Below are 16,953 nucleotides of genomic sequence, written 5' to 3'. Positions count from 1 at the left end.
AAGTTATTCCTGTCAGCATGACGAGAGAGTGGGCCGGTTTATCCGGCCCTTTTTTTTATTGACCCTTCAAGAGAAAAATAAACTGGCGCATATACCCTTCTGTTGAATAGCTAGCCTCTAGGTTTACACCTAAAACTGCGTATGATGATTTCAATAGAGAAGAAATGTGTCGCAGTTGATTACTAATATGGCAATACACGTCGGTGAAGTAACTTTAGAGGAAGTACAACATCAACTTCTCAGTGATTACCAGAAAGTTCGTGCAGAGACAGAGAACCTCGCGTTGCCGTTATCCCCGGAGGATATGCAGCTACAGTCTATGCCGGATGCCAGTCCTACCAAATGGCATTTAGCACATACGAGCTGGTTCTTTGAGACCTTTATCCTTGCCAACCGGTTGCGGGGATATCAAACATTTAACCCACACTTCAACCACCTGTTCAACTCTTACTACAACAGTTTGGGTACCCCCTTTGCACGCCCTAACAGGGGGCTAATTTCGCGTCCGGATAGTGCCCAGGTTTATGAATATCGAAAGTTTATCGATGACTCCATGCACCGGATGCTCAGTGAGTACCCGATTCCTGAAAATTTGGCCGCGTTGGTCCAGCTGGGGTTGAATCATGAGCAGCAGCACCAGGAATTGATATTGACCGATATCAAGCATGCGCTGTCAACTAACCCCATGGCACCGGCATACAGGGTTATGTTTCCTGAAGATGAAGACGGGGCGCTGGAACCACTGCGATGGTTGAGCATACCCAAGGACTTCTATGGGATAGGGAGTGATGGGGATGCTTTCTGCTTTGATAATGAAGGCCCTGAGCATCAGCAGTTTATCGATGACTTTGTGATTGCCTCCCGATTGGTTACCAATGGCGAGTATCTTGAATTTATAGAGGATGGTGGCTATGAACAGCATCGGCTGTGGCTTTCGGATGGTTGGCTGCATTTGCAGAAAAATCAGCAAAAGCACCCATCCTATTGGCGGCTGAACAGTGATGGTTGGCATCAGTACTCCCTCTATGGGTTGCTACCCTTAAATCCAGCTGAGCCTGTCTGCCATCTTTCTTTCTATGAGGCAGATGCTTTCGCAACCTGGGCTGGAAAACGATTGCCTACTGAATTTGAATGGGAGGCAGCTGCTTGCCATTTACGCCAGCCGAATCAGATGGCATCAGCTAATTTCCTGGAAAAACGTCACTTTAGGCCATTGCAGGCGCAGCGGGGGCAAACGCAGTTCTTAGGGGATTTGTGGGAGTGGACTTCCAGCGCTTACTTACCTTATCGGGGCTTCAGAGCCCGGGAGGATGCAGTAGGGGAGTACAACGGAAAGTTTATGTGTAACCAAAAGGTTCTTCGCGGTGGATCTTTTGCAACCCCGGCTGACCATATCCGGATCAGTTACCGCAACTTCTTTTATCCACACCAGTCGTGGCAATTTACCGGTATCCGTTTGGCAGGAGACTAAATGTGAAAGCAGCCGTATCATCGATGCAGGAAAGTTCACAACAAGACCATGAATTTCTCAATGATGTGTTACGGGGGTTGGCCGGAGATCAGAAAACACTACCGTGTAAATACCTATACGACGAACTTGGCTCTCAGTTATTCGAGAAAATATGTGATGTAGACGATTATTATTTAACCCGTACTGAGGCGAAGATATTCAGTCAGTATCTACCGGATATTGCTGAGGAAATTGGCCCAGGGGCACTACTGGTGGAGCCCGGTGCAGGCAACTGCGAAAAAGTAGAGGGCCTACTGCATCTATTAAAAAGCCCTAGCGGATACTATCCCATCGATATTTCCCCGGAGATTCTCTATCTGGCGGGGCAACGAATTAAAAAAGGCTTACCTCATATTTCTATCTGGCCGGAAGTGGGTGACTTTACTCAAGCCGAAGTATGGGACAATCTGTCGAATATTGAGTCAAAAAAACGTGTGGTGTTTTTTCCTGGTTCGACAATTGGAAACTTTGAGCCGGATAGGGCGGAGCAATTGCTGGAGACGTTTGCGGCAAATTTGAGAGCGGGAGACGGCCTGCTTATCGGAACTGATTTAGTTAAAGATTCAGTTGTGCTGGAGAGGGCGTATCACGATAGTGAGCATATTACGGAGCAGTTTAACAAGAACCTCCTGCAACGAATTAACAGTGAGTTGGGAGGCAACTTTGATTTGTCATCTTTCTCTCATCGCGCCTTCTATCAGCCATTGCGACAACGCGTAGAAATGCATTTAGTTAGCCTCCGGGATCAAAGCGTCGCAATCGCTGGGGAACAAATCGTCTTTTCGGAAGGGGAGACTATTCATACCGAGAATAGCCATAAATATAAAGTGAGTAGTTTTAATACCCTGTTGATGAAAGGCGGCTTTAAACCTGTTCGCCACTGGACTGATTCCTCTGAATCTTATGCTATTCACTATGCCCAGGCTATCTAGGGAGGTTTTAGGTCTCCTTTTCTCACTGGTGATATTGGCCGCACCAGCAAGTTTTGCTGGTGCGGAGGAAAAAAAACAGTGGGATGCCGATAGTTTTATTGTGTATAAACATCCGCTTTGCTTCTGTTGTAACAAATGGGTGGATTATCTACGGGGTAACGACATTGCCGTATCTACCAGTTCTGAGCTGAATATGGCCAAAATTCGGCAGCAATGGGGTGTTCCTCGGGGGATGGAGGGTTGCCATACGGCGGTGTGGCACAACAAATATGTTTTTGAAGGCCATGTTCCCGTCAAACATATCCTGCAATTTATTTCCTCTCCTCCAGAGGATGGAATCGGTCTATTAGTACCCGGGATGCCCGTTGGTAGCCCAGGAATGGAAGTGGATGGAAAGTTTGAACCTTACAATATTTATCTGCTGCTGGAAGGGGGAGACTATCGCCCCTTTGTCCGAGTCGAGAAGCCCCAGAGTTAGCTCTTGTTTTTAGGTCTGTAGCGAGCTGTACCAAATAATATAGAGATAACTCGCTGCCACACTGATAACACTTACCGGCAACATCAATAAAAAGAACTGCCAGAAGTTAAATGGTTGCACACCAAATTTTTCCGCCTGCTGCAGCACTATTACATTGCTGGCTGCGCTGATTATAAATAGGTTACCAGCAACTGTAGATATGGCTGATAGCATCATAAGTGTTTGAGTGTCGTGTTCATGTAGCAGATTCAGGTAGATTTCCACTACGGGAACATTGGAAAACAGTTGGCTGGCAAAAAAACTGACAAAAGTTACGGTTTCAGGTTCAGCCAGATTAATCCCGCTCTTGTGCAGAAAAAACTGTAGTGATCCGGACTTGAGTAGTGAGCCGGTCACAATAAACATAGAAATAAAGAAAAAGAGGGTGGGCCAGTCTACTTCTCTCAGTATTCTTCTTCTTTCATGACTCGCCAGATAAATGGGTGAGCAGGCGACCAAGCCTATTTGACCCAAGGTTGGGTGGTAAATACCTTCTACGTTATGAAGTACACTGCCTAATGCTATTAGAATTACCAGAAGGGCTGCCGACAATAGAGGTGGCCATTTTTGTGCTATCTCATTGTCCTCTCGATGCTGAATGCCTACATTGTGACTGGGTTCGTCAACTTTAAGAAACCTTTTTAACCAAAGAATCGACAGCAGCATGGTGATTGCTGCCGGGATAAAGATCCACTCGGCAAATACCAGAAACATATTGTCAAACTGCCCTGCGTTGGCAATCAAGATATTTTGTGGGTTGCCGACTGGGGAGATCATGCTGCCGATCGTAACGGTGGCACAAAGTAAAATAAGTAGGGGTACAACACCCCAGTTCATATCCCTAGTCATCAATAGAGCGATGGGTACACCAATCACTGCTGCAGCATCATTGGTGAGAAGGGCGGCGCAGACGGCCATGATCAGGACATAGCTTGCCAGTATGGTATTGGGGTTTTTACGGGAGAGTATTCGCCTGCTGATTTGTGCTGAAATCCCTGTGTCGTACAGAGCGGATGCAATCGAAAATACAGAGAATAAGTAGAGGATTAAGTCCCAATCCACTGCAAAGAATGCATCTTTAAGTGTGATTTGCCTCAAGGCCAAAAGTGCTACTGCGCCAAGGGTCATGATGTGCCAGATACGAACGGCAGACGGTAGCCATTGGCGCACGGCTATTAGGATAAAGATGATTGCCGAGACGGTTAAGCTGATAGACATCTATCGTTATCCGAGTGTCGCTAGTCCCAACTGCTACTCTGGTTTTCAGCATTGCTATTTTTCTGAGGCTCTATCCAGTGCAGCAGAGTGCCAACAAGGCCATTCATAAGAGTTTAAACAAACCTCTTCTCTTTACGAATTTCTTTGCTGGAGATGTGGTTGCGGGTTTGGGACCATACTTGGCTATTTACCTGCTCTCAGCCATGCACTGGAAGCCGGGAGATATTGGGGTTGTCCTGGCAATTGGCGGGGTAACCACTGTACTGCTGCAGACACCTGCTGGCGCATTTATCGATAGTACTCGCTTTAAGAGAGGGCTTATTGCCACTTGCGGGATCATTATCGGTATTGTTTCTATCACTATTGTGGAATTTACCAGCCACAAGCCATTGATTTATCTCTCCCAAGTTTTGATGGGAGGCGCAATTGCCTTCGTGGCTCCTTCTATTGCGGCAATCACACTCGGGGTTACCAGCGATAAAAACTTTACCTATCAAACCAGTGCCAACCAGGCCTCCAATCATGCGGGCAATGTCTTTGCTGCTGGACTTGCAGCGATTCTTGCCCTGACTATTTCCGGGCAGGGGGTGTTCTGGTTGATGGCGGTTATGGGTGCCCTTATGGCGATCTCGGTAGCCTTTATTCCGGGAAAATCTATCGATCATATCCGTGCTCGGGGCGGAGAGCACAAGGATGTAGAGGGCAAAGCGCAGCCGTCAGGCTTTAAGTCACTGCTGTCTGACCGGCGCCTGGTCGCTTTGGCTGTCAGCGTGTTTCTATTCCACTTTGGCAATGCCGCGATGTTGCCCTTGGTGAGTCAGAAACTGTCGATTAACTCGAATGCCGATATAGCTATTGCCTTTACATCAGCTTGTATCATCGCCGCCCAGTTTATGATGATGCTGATGTCCTTTCTGTGTGCGGCCAAAGCGGATACCTGGGGGCGCAAGCTAATCTTCCTTATCGGTTTTTTTATCAATCCGGTACGGGCGCTGTTGTTTATGTCTACGGACAATCCGTACTTCCTGGTAGCAATTCAATCCCTGGATGGCGTGGCTAATGGTATATTTGGCGTCATTATTATTTTAATGTGTGCCGACCTGACACGTGGTACGGGCCGCTTTAATGTTACCCAGGGCGCTATGGCCGCCTTGGTGGGAATTGGTTCGGCATGTAGTAATTTTTCTGCGGAATATATTGTTCAGTATTTTGGCTATGGCGTTGCTTTTCTTACTTTGGGAGCTATTGCTCTGATCGCCGGTACATTTTTTCTGATTTTTGTCCCAGAAACGAAAGGGGCAACAATCCCTAAACCATCAGCAGGAAACTGATAGCCCCGGTTGTTTCGACTATTGATAGAAATCTATGGTTAATTCTTTTTCTCCAGCCCCAGGCCTTGGCAATCGACATATTCAGACCGTATTCAGTCGTTTTCACCGCGCCACCCCCTGGATTGAGACAGATTGCCGCTGGTACGAAACGCCTGATGGCGATCGCCTTTCTTTGCATTTTCCCAGGCCGCTACGCAATGATCCCGATTATCCTCTGGTATTGATACTTCACGGTTTGGGAGGTTCGGTAGAGTCGCCCTATGTGCAGGGGCTGATGGAAACCCTTCTGGCATACCATTATCAGGTCGCTGTAATGCATTTTCGAGGTTGTGGTGGTGTGCCTAACAAGTTGCCGAGGGCCTATCACAGTGGTGACACTGAAGATCCTCGCTGGCTGGTTAGTGAACTTAAGAAACAGTTTCCATTAATGACGATTGCCGTGGTTGGCTTCTCATTGGGCGGAAATGTTGTTCTGAAAATGTTAGGTGAAGATGGTGGCCGCGGGCAGGTAGCCGCTGGGATTGCTGTTTCGGCGCCAATGGACCTCCATGCCTGTAGTCGCTACATCAACACTGGTATATCCCACCTTTATGAGCGCCACCTGATTAGCGGGCTTCGTTTGAGCCTGCTTCATAAGGCGAAAGACCCACAGTTGGCTGCGGCCTTACCCGATCTCAATTGCAGTGAGGACTTTGTCGATTTCAGGCATTTCGACAATGCTTTCACTGCGCCGTTACATGGTTTTCGTGATGTGGATGAGTATTACACCCAGGCATCCAGTAAGCCTTTACTCAAAGATATTCGCACGCCGACTTTGATTATCAACGCCGTTGATGATCCTTTTATTTGTCCATCAGCGATACCTGTAACCAGCGAAGTTAGTTCTGCTGTCGATTTGGCGGTGAGTGATCGAGGGGGGCATGTAGGGTTTATAGATGGGACGGTATGGAGCCCCAGTTATTGGCTGGAGAAAAAAATACCCTACTTTTTGGGGGCAGTCGTTGGGTTTCCAAAGGGAGCCCGTTAGGGGGCTCCCATTTCCAGGCTCAGGGTTAACAGCACTGGGTACTCGATTGATCCGCTTCGGGAGTGTCGCTGGCAAATGGCATTTCCTTGCCGCAGCCGGGAAACAGGCCAAAGTGCCGTGAAAAATCGCCAATAAACTCGAAGTGGGGTGCGAGACGGGTCTCTGCGAGCATTCTCCAAGTATTACCGCACACAGGGAATACTCGTCCGGTCTCAATAATGTGGTGTCCATCGAGAACGAATTGATCGGCAGAGCCCGGTAGTGTGCCTTTGTAAATCACTGCTTGGCCGTAATCCTCACAGTCTTTTTCCAGTTGCGCTAATTTGAACAATCGATAAGTGGCGGAAAAAAATCGAATTGATCCACAGCGCTGGGCCAGGGTTGGGTTGGTGATAAGTAATGGCCGACTCTCCACCAGGCGTGGATCGCGGAAGCCGCTGCCCTGAGCAATTTCCAGAAAGTCATTCCAGTAGAGTGCGCCCCCAAGACACTCGCCGAATAGTTCGGGGTCAGAGCTAATTGCGGGGGGAATGCGGCGGTCGGCATAGACATCGGAGAAGTAAAATTCTCCCCCTTGTTTCAGCAGCCGGAACAAGCCTTTGAGTACAGCATCTTTGTCTGTGGAAAGGTTAACCACACAATTGGAAATGATCACATCAAAGCTTTCAGGCTCTAATTCCAGTTCCTCCAGCTTTTCGATGTAGCCATGCAGGAAGCGGACATTGTCATAGCCAAACTTGTCGGCGTGATGGGCTTGGTGCTGCCTGGCCACAGCTAACTGCTCTTCCGTCATATCGACACCTACTACTTCACCTTTTGGGCCTACCAACTGGGAGAGCAAGTAAATATCCCGGCCTGAGCCACAGCCAAGATCCAGTACCCGGCAGCCTTCCAAAAGCGGAGGGCAGACAAGTCCGCAGCCGTAATAGCGGGATAGAATATCGGGATGAATATTGGACAGCAATGGTTTTAGCCACTCTGGCATATCGCTGGGATCACAACAGGCATTGGTCTTCAGGTCTGAAGAGTTCTTTAGTTGGCGTCCGTAGTAGTCCTGTACTAAATCGTGCATTGGCTCTTTACCTATTGCGGGGGTTAACCAAAAAGGTGCAGTTGCGCCGGTATTGGCGCTCTTTGTAATTTTGCTGAGGAAGTGTAACAAGTCTGCGGTTCCCTCGACTAAAAACCAGAGGAATCACGGAAGAGTTGAGGAGTTAGAGGTTCTTCTGGCCAAAGGTTTCCGCTTTCGAAACTGATGCAGAGCTCTATACTGGCATGATATTTCACTCATTCTGGCTCAAGAGGCGGGGTAAAGCAGAAAAGTCTCAATTGGCACAAAAATACCAGCATGATGCACTAGATATTTCAGAATCAGCAAAATTGCCTTTTGGCGCCAGTGGGAATTGGTTTGTAGAGAATCGCATTATTTTCGTTAATATCGACTCTCTCCGCTTCGATATTATGAGGGAACGTAATTGAGCGATCACCTAGCTCCCAGTGCTTCGACAGAGTCCGCCGAGGATTCCTTACAGAATTCGCAGTTCCTGGTGGATTTGCGCCAGCAGATGCTGCGTTTTGCCAGTTTGCAGTTGCAGGATACGCAGTTGGCTGAGGATGCTGTTCAGGAAGCATTGATGGGTGCCCTAAAGAACTCGCGTAGCTTTTCCGGTCGCTCGGCTTTGAAGACCTGGGTCTTCGCCATTCTCAAGAACAAGATTGCCGACATATTGCGACAGAGACAGCGCTTCGTAGATGCGGATCAATTGGTTCGTGGGGATAGGGAAGAATATGATCACGATGAGCTGTTTGATCAGACGGGGCACTGGCAGAAGGATGAAAAGCCCAAACGCTGGGCTGATCCTGAGTCGGCAATTCACGATAAGCATTTCTGGCGGATCTTTGAGGCCTGTCTCAGCCATCTTCCCTCGCGCCAAGCGCAGATCTTTATGATGAGGGAGTTTATTGAGCTGGAAAGCCATGAGATCTGTGCTGCCATGGAGATTACCGTTAGCAACTTAAATGTCACATTGCACAGGGCGCGCCTTCGCTTGCGCGAGTGTCTGGAAGATAACTGGTTTGGTGTGGAGAAGTGACAATGATGAAGACCTGCCGGGAAGCCACGAGGCTGATGTCTGAGTCCCAGGAGAGGGACCTGCTCATTTCCGAGAAGGCGAGCCTGAAGTTACATCTGGCGGTTTGCACACCTTGCCGCAATTTCGGCAAGCAGATGAAGACCCTCAGGCATATCACCAAATCCTATGCTCAGGGTGGCCCCGAGAAAGCTGACAACGAAAAATAGCATTTCGCACTTGGGGCCACTTATCCAATATTGGCGTTCCTAGCGGGGAGGGCGAACCGGGCGGTAGGCGATATGGCCGCCGACAAAGTGCGGTTCATACCAGTAGGACCCGCAGTGCTCATAGGTAACGTTACCAACAGTTACTGCAACACAGCTGCGAGGCAACGTATATAACCACCCGCCGACACCTACGGCTGCTGCCGTACCCCAAAATGCTGGTCCCGGGTAGGGCCAGTAGTGGGGGCGCCAAGGGGGCGGTGGGTAGGGTGGATGATGGGGGTGAAATGGGGGGTGATTGGGAAAGCGCCTTGCAAACTCCCCCGGGGCATAGCCACCGTGGAAGCCTCCACCCATCGGACGCATCCCATTAAAATGTCCCCCAATATTGAAATGAGCCCCACCACCACCAAACCGACCAAAGGCTTCGGCTGAGGGACTGGCCAATGCAGTCAGTAGTGCCCCCGTGACCAGGGCAGGTACAACCAGTTGTGCAAGGAAACCCGTCTTTTGACCGTTGCGATGCATCATGGTGTGGCCTCCTTATTGGGTTCCGCCTTCTTAAACTGGATCTGCTTGAGCTTGTCGGTGGAAGGGGTAAATTGCCCGGCGGCACCAGGTTTGGCTTCCATCCATTTCAAGGTGGCAATAAAGCGCGGCTTGGCGGGGTCGCGGGTATTCACTGTTGAAATACGCAGGGGCAGGGGCTTGTCACCAGCCTTGATCCAGATTTCCCAGTCCAGGTTTTCAGAGCGAAATGCCCAGTGCTCGGTTTTTTGGCCGTCAACCATAGGCCGGTTTACCAGAAAGCCTTCTTTGATACCGGACCAAACATTTTCCTTCCTTCCCCATTCGAGGAGGTCGGCAAAAGGAATCTCAATGCCGTAATCCTTGGCGGCTTTGGTCAAAACTTCCGCTGTAGGCTGGGGTGCTTCCATTTCTGCGAAGTAACCATCGCGGGGAGCAATCACGGTGAACTTGTCGCCATTGTGAATAAATTGACGGGTAATAGAATCTGTTTTCAGGTCTACACGCAGTTGCTTGGGTGGCATTGCCATATATTTGACGGTACCGCCAATCAGGAGCTTTTCCTGATTTTCCAGAACGACCTCAGTGAATATATCGGCGTTAAACATCATCATTTTGAGGCTGGCGAGGTAGTCACCCATTCGTTTCAAGGTTGCCATCGCCTTGGGGTCTAGGGGTTCGTTTGATTCCATGCCCCCCATTTGGCCTTGAGGAGGTTTGCCTTGCTGCATTTGCCCTGGTGGCTGGGGGGGATTGCTGTCATCGGTCGATTGAGAGGGGTGCCCTGGTGGCGGGGTTTGGCCTTGGGGGCCAGTGCTATCGGGTTGCGGGGGTGGTGTCGGGTTTTGAGCGACAATCGCAGGGGCTAATGCCACCGTCGCTGCAAGAATCAGCGCCCTAGCCAAGCCACCAAAGGGTTGAAAAGCAAGCATTTACCGGTACCTCCCAATACATAGCCATAGTTGTGGCATCTGAATCAGTGTAGAGGAGAACCTTCGCGCCTGCCGTTGCGTAAAAACGAGTATTGAAACGAGACTGGCTATTCAGAATTGCTGGTCAATAAGCTGTTGTTTTACAAAACTTTTGCCGTATTCAATTGAGGCTCTGGGTTATGTTTGCTAGAGTCGGTCTATTATTGATACTAGCCTGCTCCTATGAATGTGGTTCGTCTGTCATTTTTATTGATTGCGCTGCTGATTTTCCAGACAGCTGGCGCCTTCTATGACAGTCATGATGAGCTAGAAGATATCACCATCCACTTCTCTTCAAATCATATTGATCAACTCCAGGGGGTAGCTCCTACTGACGAGCCTGATGGGGGTTCCGTCACTTTCTCGCTGCCTTCCTCCGGTGAAGAGCAATCTACACCGACGTTGGATTTCTGTAATCACTGTTGCCATTGTCACGGAATTAATGCAACCGGGCTTTTGGGGCAGTCTTATCAACCTCTTCTTCGGGGTACTATCAGTTACAGTGACGCAGTCAGTGCAGCTGTGCCCTCAGGTTATTTTTCTCCACTTTTACGCCCACCTATAACCCAAGTCTGATTAGTTAAATACTGCGTGTGCCGCTATAGAAGTATGTAGCTTTTGCCCACGCATGCTGATCGAGTTGTGACTTGGGAGAATTCCATGGATTTTAATTACACGCTCTTTAGGGGCGTGGTGGGTCGTGCAGCCGCTAAATTCTTGCTGGCGACCACTTTGAGTTTATCTGCGCAAACTGTTTTTGCGCAGAAAGGGGAGCTATTAACACTGCCAGAGGCAATACAGAGAACGCTGGCACAAAACCCCCAAATTGCAGTTTTTCCTTTTCAGCAATGGGCTTTGGATGGTGCTGAGTTCACCGCAAAACAGCGTCCTGCTTGGGATTTTGGCTTTGAAGCTGAGTATGCAACCTACGACGATGGTTCATCAGGTAACGGCCCTCCCGGGCCTCCAGGCCTCCCGGGCCCTCCAAGTGATGACGACGATGATGAGTATACCGAGCTTGAACTGACCGCCTCACTGTCGTCAGTTATTGAGTTGGGTGGAAAACGCGAAGCGCGTATTGATGTAGTTAATGCCCAACGGGATCTCTTGATTGCTGATGAGCAGGCGACTGCGTTAGATGTCTTGGCCGAGGTGGTTCGAGCCTATGCCCAGGTACTTGCTGCCGCGGAGTTGCTTGCTCTTGAAGCAGAAAAAGTTTCACTGGCCAAAGAAACGCTGAAAGTGGTGACTACGAGGGTGAATGCCGCAGCTTCGCCAGTGGCTGAACGCATGCGGGCAGAATCCGCGTTGGCAAAAGCCATTTTGGCTGCTGAGGCGCAGGAGAGAATGCTGACCTACTACAAGTACGCATTGTCTGCACTTTGGGGGCAGCCGACACAAGACTTTACTGTTGATTCCAGTGTGCTGTTTCGTTTTGAGCCAGGTGCGAGTTTCGAGGTGTTGTACGAAAGAGCTCAGGAAAACCCTGCCATTGCTCGATTCGCTTCGGAAGAACGATTACGCACATCGCAACTGCACTTGGCGCAGGCGAAGTCGAAGCCGGATATCGGTTGGTATGCCGGTTACCGTATCGACCGCGAATATGATGAGAATGCGGTGGTGGCGGGCATTAACGTGCCTCTTTTCACCGGTCGACGCAACCGGGGCAGGGAAATCTCTGCGATGGCTGAGTTGGAGCAGGTTCAGCTAGAGAGAGAGGCGGCGCTACTAAAACTCTACCCCCAACTTTTCCTGGCGGTAACAAGCCGGGAACAAGCCTTGGCTACTGTCGATGAAATGGAAAACACCGTAATCCCTATGCTGCGCGAGGGGCTCTCCGAAGTGGGCCGGGCTTATCGCCGTGGTCGCTATTCCTATGTTGAATTAATTTCTGCCCGCGAGGAGTTGCTCGATGCTGAGCGTTCCCGAATTGTTGCGGCGCGATCTGTCCATTTATATGGCGCGGAAATTGAGAGATTAACTGCCCGACCTTTAGGGGCTGTAGCTGCTGATAACAGCAAATGAATTTGGATTTAGAAAATGAGCAGATCAAATAAAACATTAAAGTTTGCGATGTTGTTCTTCTCCCTTTTGGTATCAGCAATGGGGGCGATGAAGTTCAGTTATGCAAGTGGCTCCCATGGCGGAGGGCATCATGAAGAAGAGTCCAAAGGGCCCCATGGAGGGCGACTTCTGGAGCGCGGAGACCTAGTAGTTGAGCTGGCGTTAGTAGAGCAAAGTGGTAAGGCTGAGTTTCGCGCGTGGGTTCAGAAAAATGGAGAAGCACTGAATAATGCGGACTTGAGCCTGACTCTAGTTCGACTTGGGGGTGAGTCAGAACGAATAGCTCTTTCCCGTGATGACAGTATTGATTACTGGCGCAGCCACAGAAATTTGCCTGAGCCCCATTCATTCGATATTGAACTCTCCCTGACCTACAAGGGGGGTAGTGCTGAATGGAAGTTCGAATCCTATGAGGGCCGCGTAAAGATAGCCGAGGATATGGCAGCAAAAGCCGGCATTAAAACCGCGATTGCCGCACCGGGAGTTATTCAAGAGCGCGTCACTCTTTACGGCAAAACTGCTATCGATCATCGCAGCCTCAGCCATGTTCGCGCCCGCTATCCGGGCACAATTATGACGATTGAAAAAGCATTGGGTGATTCCATACAAAAGGGGGAAAAGCTGGCAACAATTGAGTCCAATGACAGCTTGCAAACTTATTCCTTGATAGCGCCTATCAGCGGCCAGATTATCGATAAGCAGGCCAGTCGAGGGGAGTTTAGCGGTGATCGGGTACTGTTTACGATTGCGAACTACAAGCAAATATGGGCAGAGCTTCAAGTATTCCCCACTCGCCGGGGACAAATTGCTCGCGGGCAAAAAGTTTCTATTACCGCCGATGGGCTCTCATTTGATTCGACAATTGTCAGCTTGGCACCGGGGGGCAATGGCACGCCTTTCGCAATAGCCCGCGCGATGATTGAGAATCCAGAGGACATTTGGACAACAGACCTGATGGTTCAGGCTGATGTGGTTACCCATGAGAGTCCTGCGCCTTTAGTGGTGGAAAATCAAGCGCTACAACCCTTCCGTAATTGGACCGTTGTGTTTGTAAAAGTAGGGGATGCTTATGAGATTCGCCCACTGGAACTTGGGCGGACTGATGGCAGGGTTACAGAAGTATTAAGTGGACTCAACCCTGGAGACCGCTACGTCACTGAAAACAGTTACTTAATCAAGGCGGATATAGAGAAATCCGGCGCTGCTCACCACCATTAATTGAGGCCAGAAGATGATTGAAAGCATCCTGCGCTTCTCCATTGAGCGGCGTTATTTCGTATTGTCCCTAATTTTTATTCTGGTGGGGCTCGGGGTTTGGAGTTACCAGAAACTACCTATTGATGCAGTCCCCGATATCACCAATGTTCAGGTGCAGATTAATACTGAAGCACCTGGTTACTCGCCTTTAGAAGCTGAACAGAGAATCACCTATCCGGTAGAAGCGGCACTTGCCGGACTTCCCAACTTGGAGTACACCCGTTCGATTTCGCGCTACGGGCTATCCCAAGTGACCGTGGTTTTCAAAGAGGGGACAGATCTTTATTTTGCGCGAAACTTGATAAACAGTCGTCTGGGTACCATCGAGAGCAATCTGCCCCCGGGGTTGGAGCCAGAAATGGGGCCCATTGCCACCGGGCTCGGTGAGATCTTTATGTATACCGTGGAGGCTCTGCCCGGAGCAACCCAGCCCAATGGCCAGCCCTACGACGCCACTGCACTGCGGGAGATTCAGGATTGGATTATTAAACCGCAATTGTCTCTCGTTCCGGGGGTTACGGAACTAAATACTATCGGTGGCTATAACAAGCAGTATCACGTAACACCGGACCCCCGCCAGATGCTTAACTTCGGCGTATCTATGGAGGATATTGCCGAGGCTTTGCGTCGCAACAACGAAAGTCGCGGTGCTGGCTATCTGGAAAATAATGGACGCCAACTGTTAGTGCGTTCACCGGGACAACTACAGAATATCGGAGAAATTGAAGACGTAGTAATTACCAGCCGATCCGGGGTGCCGGTTAAAATTTCTGATGTTGCTGAAGTGGCTATTGGTAAAGAGCTGCGTACCGGTGCTGCTACGCGAGATGGTGAAGAAACCGTTTTGGGCACCGCTATGATGCTGGTGGGGGAAAACTCCCGCGAGGTGGCGCGCAATGTGGCGGAAGCTTTGGAGCAAGTAAAATCCACTGTACCTGAAGGTGTAAAGGTGGAAGCGGTTTACGATCGCACGACGCTCGTGGACAAAGCCATCGCTACCGTGCAGAAAAACCTTATTGAAGGTGCGTTGCTGGTAGTCGTCGTGCTGTTCTTGCTGCTTGGAAATATTCGGGCTGCCTTTATTACGGCCGCTGTGATCCCGCTGTCCATGCTTGCCACTATATTTGGTATGGTGCAAACCGGTGTTTCTGCCAACCTGATGAGTCTCGGTGCGCTCGATTTCGGTCTGATTGTCGATGGGGCTGTAATTATCGTAGAAAATGCGATTCGCAGGCTCGCCGAAGCCCAACAGCGCAAGGGCGGTAAGTTACCTCTGCAAGAGCGACTGGAGCTGGTATTCCAGGCCACCAATGAAGTGATTCGCCCGAGCCTTTTTGGAGTGTTGATTATCACGGTGGTGTATATTCCTTTGTTCACACTGACTGGTGTCGAAGGAAAGATGTTTCACCCTATGGCCGCTACTGTGGTTATGGCGTTATTGGCTGCATTGGTTCTTTCTCTCACCGTAGTACCTGCAGCAGTTGCTGTTTTTCTCACCGGGAAAGTCAGTGAAAAAGAAAATAAGGTGATTGTTGCTACTAAGTCACTGTACAAGCCGCTTTTAATTGCCGCAATGAAAGTGCGTTGGCTGGTACTATCAGGGGCTCTTGCTTTAGTACTGTTTTGTAGTTGGCTAGCTACTACTCTCGGTTCTGAGTTTATCCCTCAGCTTAATGAGGGCGATATTGCACTACACGCTTTACGTATTCCGGGGACTGGCCTCGAGCAGTCGGTGGAAATGCAGCGTCTACTGGAGCAGCGTATTAAGGAGTTCCCCCAGGTAGACAAGGTATTTGCAAAAATTGGTACTCCAGAGGTAGCTACAGATCCAATGCCTCCGAATGTGGCTGATAACTTTGTGATCCTGAAACCCAGAAATCAATGGCCCGATCCAAAACTGCCTCAGGAGCAATTGGTGGCAGAAATCGAAGCAGCCGTTCGAGAGCTTCCAGGTAATAACTACGAATTTACCCAGCCAATCCAGATGCGTTTCAACGAGTTGATTTCTGGTGTGCGTGCAGATCTGGGCATCAAAGTATTTGGTGATGACCTGGACCAGCTGGTCGCTTCGTCTAATCAAATCCTGGGTGTGTTAAATGGGATTGAGGGTGTAGCCGATGCTCGAGTAGAGCAGGTTGAAGGTCTGCCAGTTCTCTCTGTAGTCCCCAAGCGTATAGCGCTTGCCCGCTATGGTATCGACCTGAAAACCCTACAGGACTTGGTATCAACCGCAATTGGTGGGGAATCTGCAGGGCTGATTTATGAGGGTGACCGTCGCTTCCAATTGGTAGTAAGGCTGCCGGAAGGGCTGCGCCGGGACTATGAAAACCTTGGTGACTTACCTGTACCTTTACCCGCTGGTAGCCCGCTAGGTAGCTATGTGCCCTTGTCTGAAGTAGCCAATCTTGAAATGACACCGGCTCCCAATCAAGTCAGTCGTGAAAATGGCAAGCGCCGTGTAGTGGTAACCGCGAATGTACGCGATCGCGATTTAGGATCTTTTGTAGAGGAGGCAAAAGCCCGAATCCAACAACAGGTGTCTTTGCCTGCCGGTTACTGGTTGGTATATGGAGGTACATTTGAACAACTGGAATCTGCAAGTACGCGTCTTTCTATCGTTGTCCCGCTGACGCTTTTGGTAATCCTCGGCCTTCTAGTAATGGCTTTCGGCTCATTCAAAGATGCCTTGATCATTTTTACAGGAGTTCCCTTAGCGCTAACTGGCGGGGTGCTAGCTCTATGGCTGCGCGATATGCCTCTATCGATTTCTGCAGGGGTTGGGTTTATTGCCCTTTCTGGTGTTGCGGTTTTAAACGGCCTGGTAATGCTGTCATTTATTCGTCAGCTGCGGCAACAGGGCGGTGAGCTTTTGGTTTCGATTATTGACGGAGCAATGATTCGTCTTCGTCCTGTACTGATGACTGCTCTGGTCGCCAGCTTGGGGTTCGTGCCTATGGCATTGAATGTGGGTACCGGCGCAGAGGTACAAAGGCCCCTGGCCACGGTTGTGATTGGGGGGATTATTTCTTCCACACTTCTAACTCTGTTTGTACTTCCGTTACTTTATCGGATTGTGCATGGCAGGGGAGGAGACGAGATGGCTAAAAACTCTATTAAGTAGATGTTTCTGCCTACTTCACCTCACAAAAGAGGTGAAGTAGGTGTAGAACCAATGAGGCAAGATTCAGTTAATTTATTGACTCCTAGTGACGCTCTAAACAAAAGGTATGAGTGCAGGTCGTTCGGCTTCCTAATAAACTCCCCTATGAGTCTGTAAGATAATCTTAGTGTTTAATATACAG

At 49.6% G+C, this 16,953-nt stretch carries 15 protein-coding genes; 11 read left to right on the top strand and 4 right to left on the bottom strand.

Annotated elements, in window-relative coordinates:
* The first annotated feature begins 166 nt into the window (after positions 1 to 166).
* Genes egtB through ACJJIN_RS07315 form a run of 3 tightly spaced genes read left to right on the top strand, consistent with a single transcriptional unit; the run spans position 167 to position 2,920 of the window.
* Positions 167 to 1,471, top strand: a complete 1,305-nt coding sequence (gene egtB, locus ACJJIN_RS07325) for an ergothioneine biosynthesis protein EgtB (protein ID WP_444897508.1) — start codon at positions 167 to 169, stop codon at positions 1,469 to 1,471.
* A gap of 2 nt (positions 1,472 to 1,473) precedes the next feature.
* The gene (gene egtD, locus ACJJIN_RS07320) at positions 1,474 to 2,442 is read left to right on the top strand and encodes an L-histidine N(alpha)-methyltransferase (RefSeq protein WP_444897507.1); all 969 of its coding nucleotides are present in this window, start codon (positions 1,474 to 1,476) and stop codon (positions 2,440 to 2,442) included.
* On the top strand, positions 2,426 to 2,920 hold the full coding sequence (locus ACJJIN_RS07315) for a DUF411 domain-containing protein (RefSeq protein WP_444897506.1): 495 nt from the start codon (positions 2,426 to 2,428) through the stop codon (positions 2,918 to 2,920). Before egtD ends, ACJJIN_RS07315 begins: the two co-directional genes overlap by 17 nt.
* 9 nt (positions 2,921 to 2,929) lie before the next feature.
* On the opposite strand, the gene ACJJIN_RS07310 is transcribed toward ACJJIN_RS07315, so the two are convergent.
* The gene (locus tag ACJJIN_RS07310; RefSeq protein ID WP_444897505.1) at positions 2,930 to 4,177 is read right to left on the bottom strand and encodes an ArsB/NhaD family transporter; all 1,248 of its coding nucleotides are present in this window, start codon (positions 4,175 to 4,177) and stop codon (positions 2,930 to 2,932) included.
* A gap of 77 nt (positions 4,178 to 4,254) precedes the next feature.
* Between ACJJIN_RS07310 and ACJJIN_RS07305 the strand changes: the two genes are divergently transcribed.
* Positions 4,255 to 5,508, top strand: coding sequence for an MFS transporter (locus ACJJIN_RS07305; RefSeq protein WP_444897504.1), 1,254 nt, complete (start codon positions 4,255 to 4,257; stop codon positions 5,506 to 5,508).
* Between the two features lie 34 nt (positions 5,509 to 5,542).
* Positions 5,543 to 6,535: a hydrolase gene (locus tag ACJJIN_RS07300; RefSeq protein ID WP_444897503.1), complete on the top strand. Its 993-nt coding sequence runs from the start codon at positions 5,543 to 5,545 to the stop codon at positions 6,533 to 6,535.
* Between the two features lie 25 nt (positions 6,536 to 6,560).
* On the opposite strand, the gene ACJJIN_RS07295 is transcribed toward ACJJIN_RS07300, so the two are convergent.
* On the bottom strand, positions 6,561 to 7,607 hold the full coding sequence (locus ACJJIN_RS07295; RefSeq protein ID WP_444897502.1) for a methyltransferase domain-containing protein: 1,047 nt from the start codon (positions 7,605 to 7,607) through the stop codon (positions 6,561 to 6,563).
* A gap of 403 nt (positions 7,608 to 8,010) precedes the next feature.
* Between ACJJIN_RS07295 and ACJJIN_RS07290 the strand changes: the two genes are divergently transcribed.
* Positions 8,011 to 8,628, top strand: a complete 618-nt coding sequence (locus ACJJIN_RS07290; RefSeq protein WP_282933052.1) for an RNA polymerase factor sigma-70 — start codon at positions 8,011 to 8,013, stop codon at positions 8,626 to 8,628.
* A gap of 2 nt (positions 8,629 to 8,630) precedes the next feature.
* Positions 8,631 to 8,834, top strand: coding sequence for a zf-HC2 domain-containing protein (locus ACJJIN_RS07285; RefSeq protein ID WP_282933051.1), 204 nt, complete (start codon positions 8,631 to 8,633; stop codon positions 8,832 to 8,834).
* 39 nt (positions 8,835 to 8,873) lie between these two features.
* Here the strand turns inward: ACJJIN_RS07285 and ACJJIN_RS07280 are convergent, their stop codons facing one another.
* Both ACJJIN_RS07280 and ACJJIN_RS07275 read right to left on the bottom strand, forming a co-directional pair.
* Positions 8,874 to 9,362 (bottom strand): hypothetical protein, encoded by a 489-nt coding sequence (locus ACJJIN_RS07280; protein ID WP_413662207.1) that lies wholly within the window; start codon positions 9,360 to 9,362, stop codon positions 8,874 to 8,876.
* The gene (locus ACJJIN_RS07275; RefSeq protein ID WP_444897501.1) at positions 9,359 to 10,291 is read right to left on the bottom strand and encodes a DUF2092 domain-containing protein; all 933 of its coding nucleotides are present in this window, start codon (positions 10,289 to 10,291) and stop codon (positions 9,359 to 9,361) included. The genes ACJJIN_RS07280 and ACJJIN_RS07275 overlap by 4 nt, the downstream gene beginning before the upstream one ends.
* Before the next feature lie 222 nt (positions 10,292 to 10,513).
* Between ACJJIN_RS07275 and ACJJIN_RS07270 the strand changes: the two genes are divergently transcribed.
* The 4 genes from ACJJIN_RS07270 to ACJJIN_RS07255 all read left to right on the top strand — a co-directional run bounded on the left by ACJJIN_RS07270 (position 10,514) and on the right by ACJJIN_RS07255 (position 16,772).
* A complete protein-coding gene (locus ACJJIN_RS07270; protein ID WP_444897500.1) occupies positions 10,514 to 10,906 on the top strand; it encodes a hypothetical protein in 393 nt (130 codons plus the stop codon).
* An 84-nt stretch (positions 10,907 to 10,990) separates the two neighbouring features.
* Positions 10,991 to 12,355, top strand: coding sequence for a TolC family protein (locus ACJJIN_RS07265; RefSeq protein ID WP_444897499.1), 1,365 nt, complete (start codon positions 10,991 to 10,993; stop codon positions 12,353 to 12,355).
* A 15-nt stretch (positions 12,356 to 12,370) separates the two neighbouring features.
* Positions 12,371 to 13,612, top strand: a complete 1,242-nt coding sequence (locus tag ACJJIN_RS07260) for an efflux RND transporter periplasmic adaptor subunit (RefSeq protein WP_444897498.1) — start codon at positions 12,371 to 12,373, stop codon at positions 13,610 to 13,612.
* Positions 13,613 to 13,625: 13 nt separating this feature from the next.
* Positions 13,626 to 16,772, top strand: a complete 3,147-nt coding sequence (locus ACJJIN_RS07255; protein WP_444897497.1) for an efflux RND transporter permease subunit — start codon at positions 13,626 to 13,628, stop codon at positions 16,770 to 16,772.
* Positions 16,773 to 16,953: the final 181 nt, after the last annotated feature.

The sequence above is a fragment of the Microbulbifer maximicatervae (SeqCode) genome, assembly GCF_052467505.1.
This window is presented reverse-complemented; position numbering and strand designations above follow the sequence as displayed.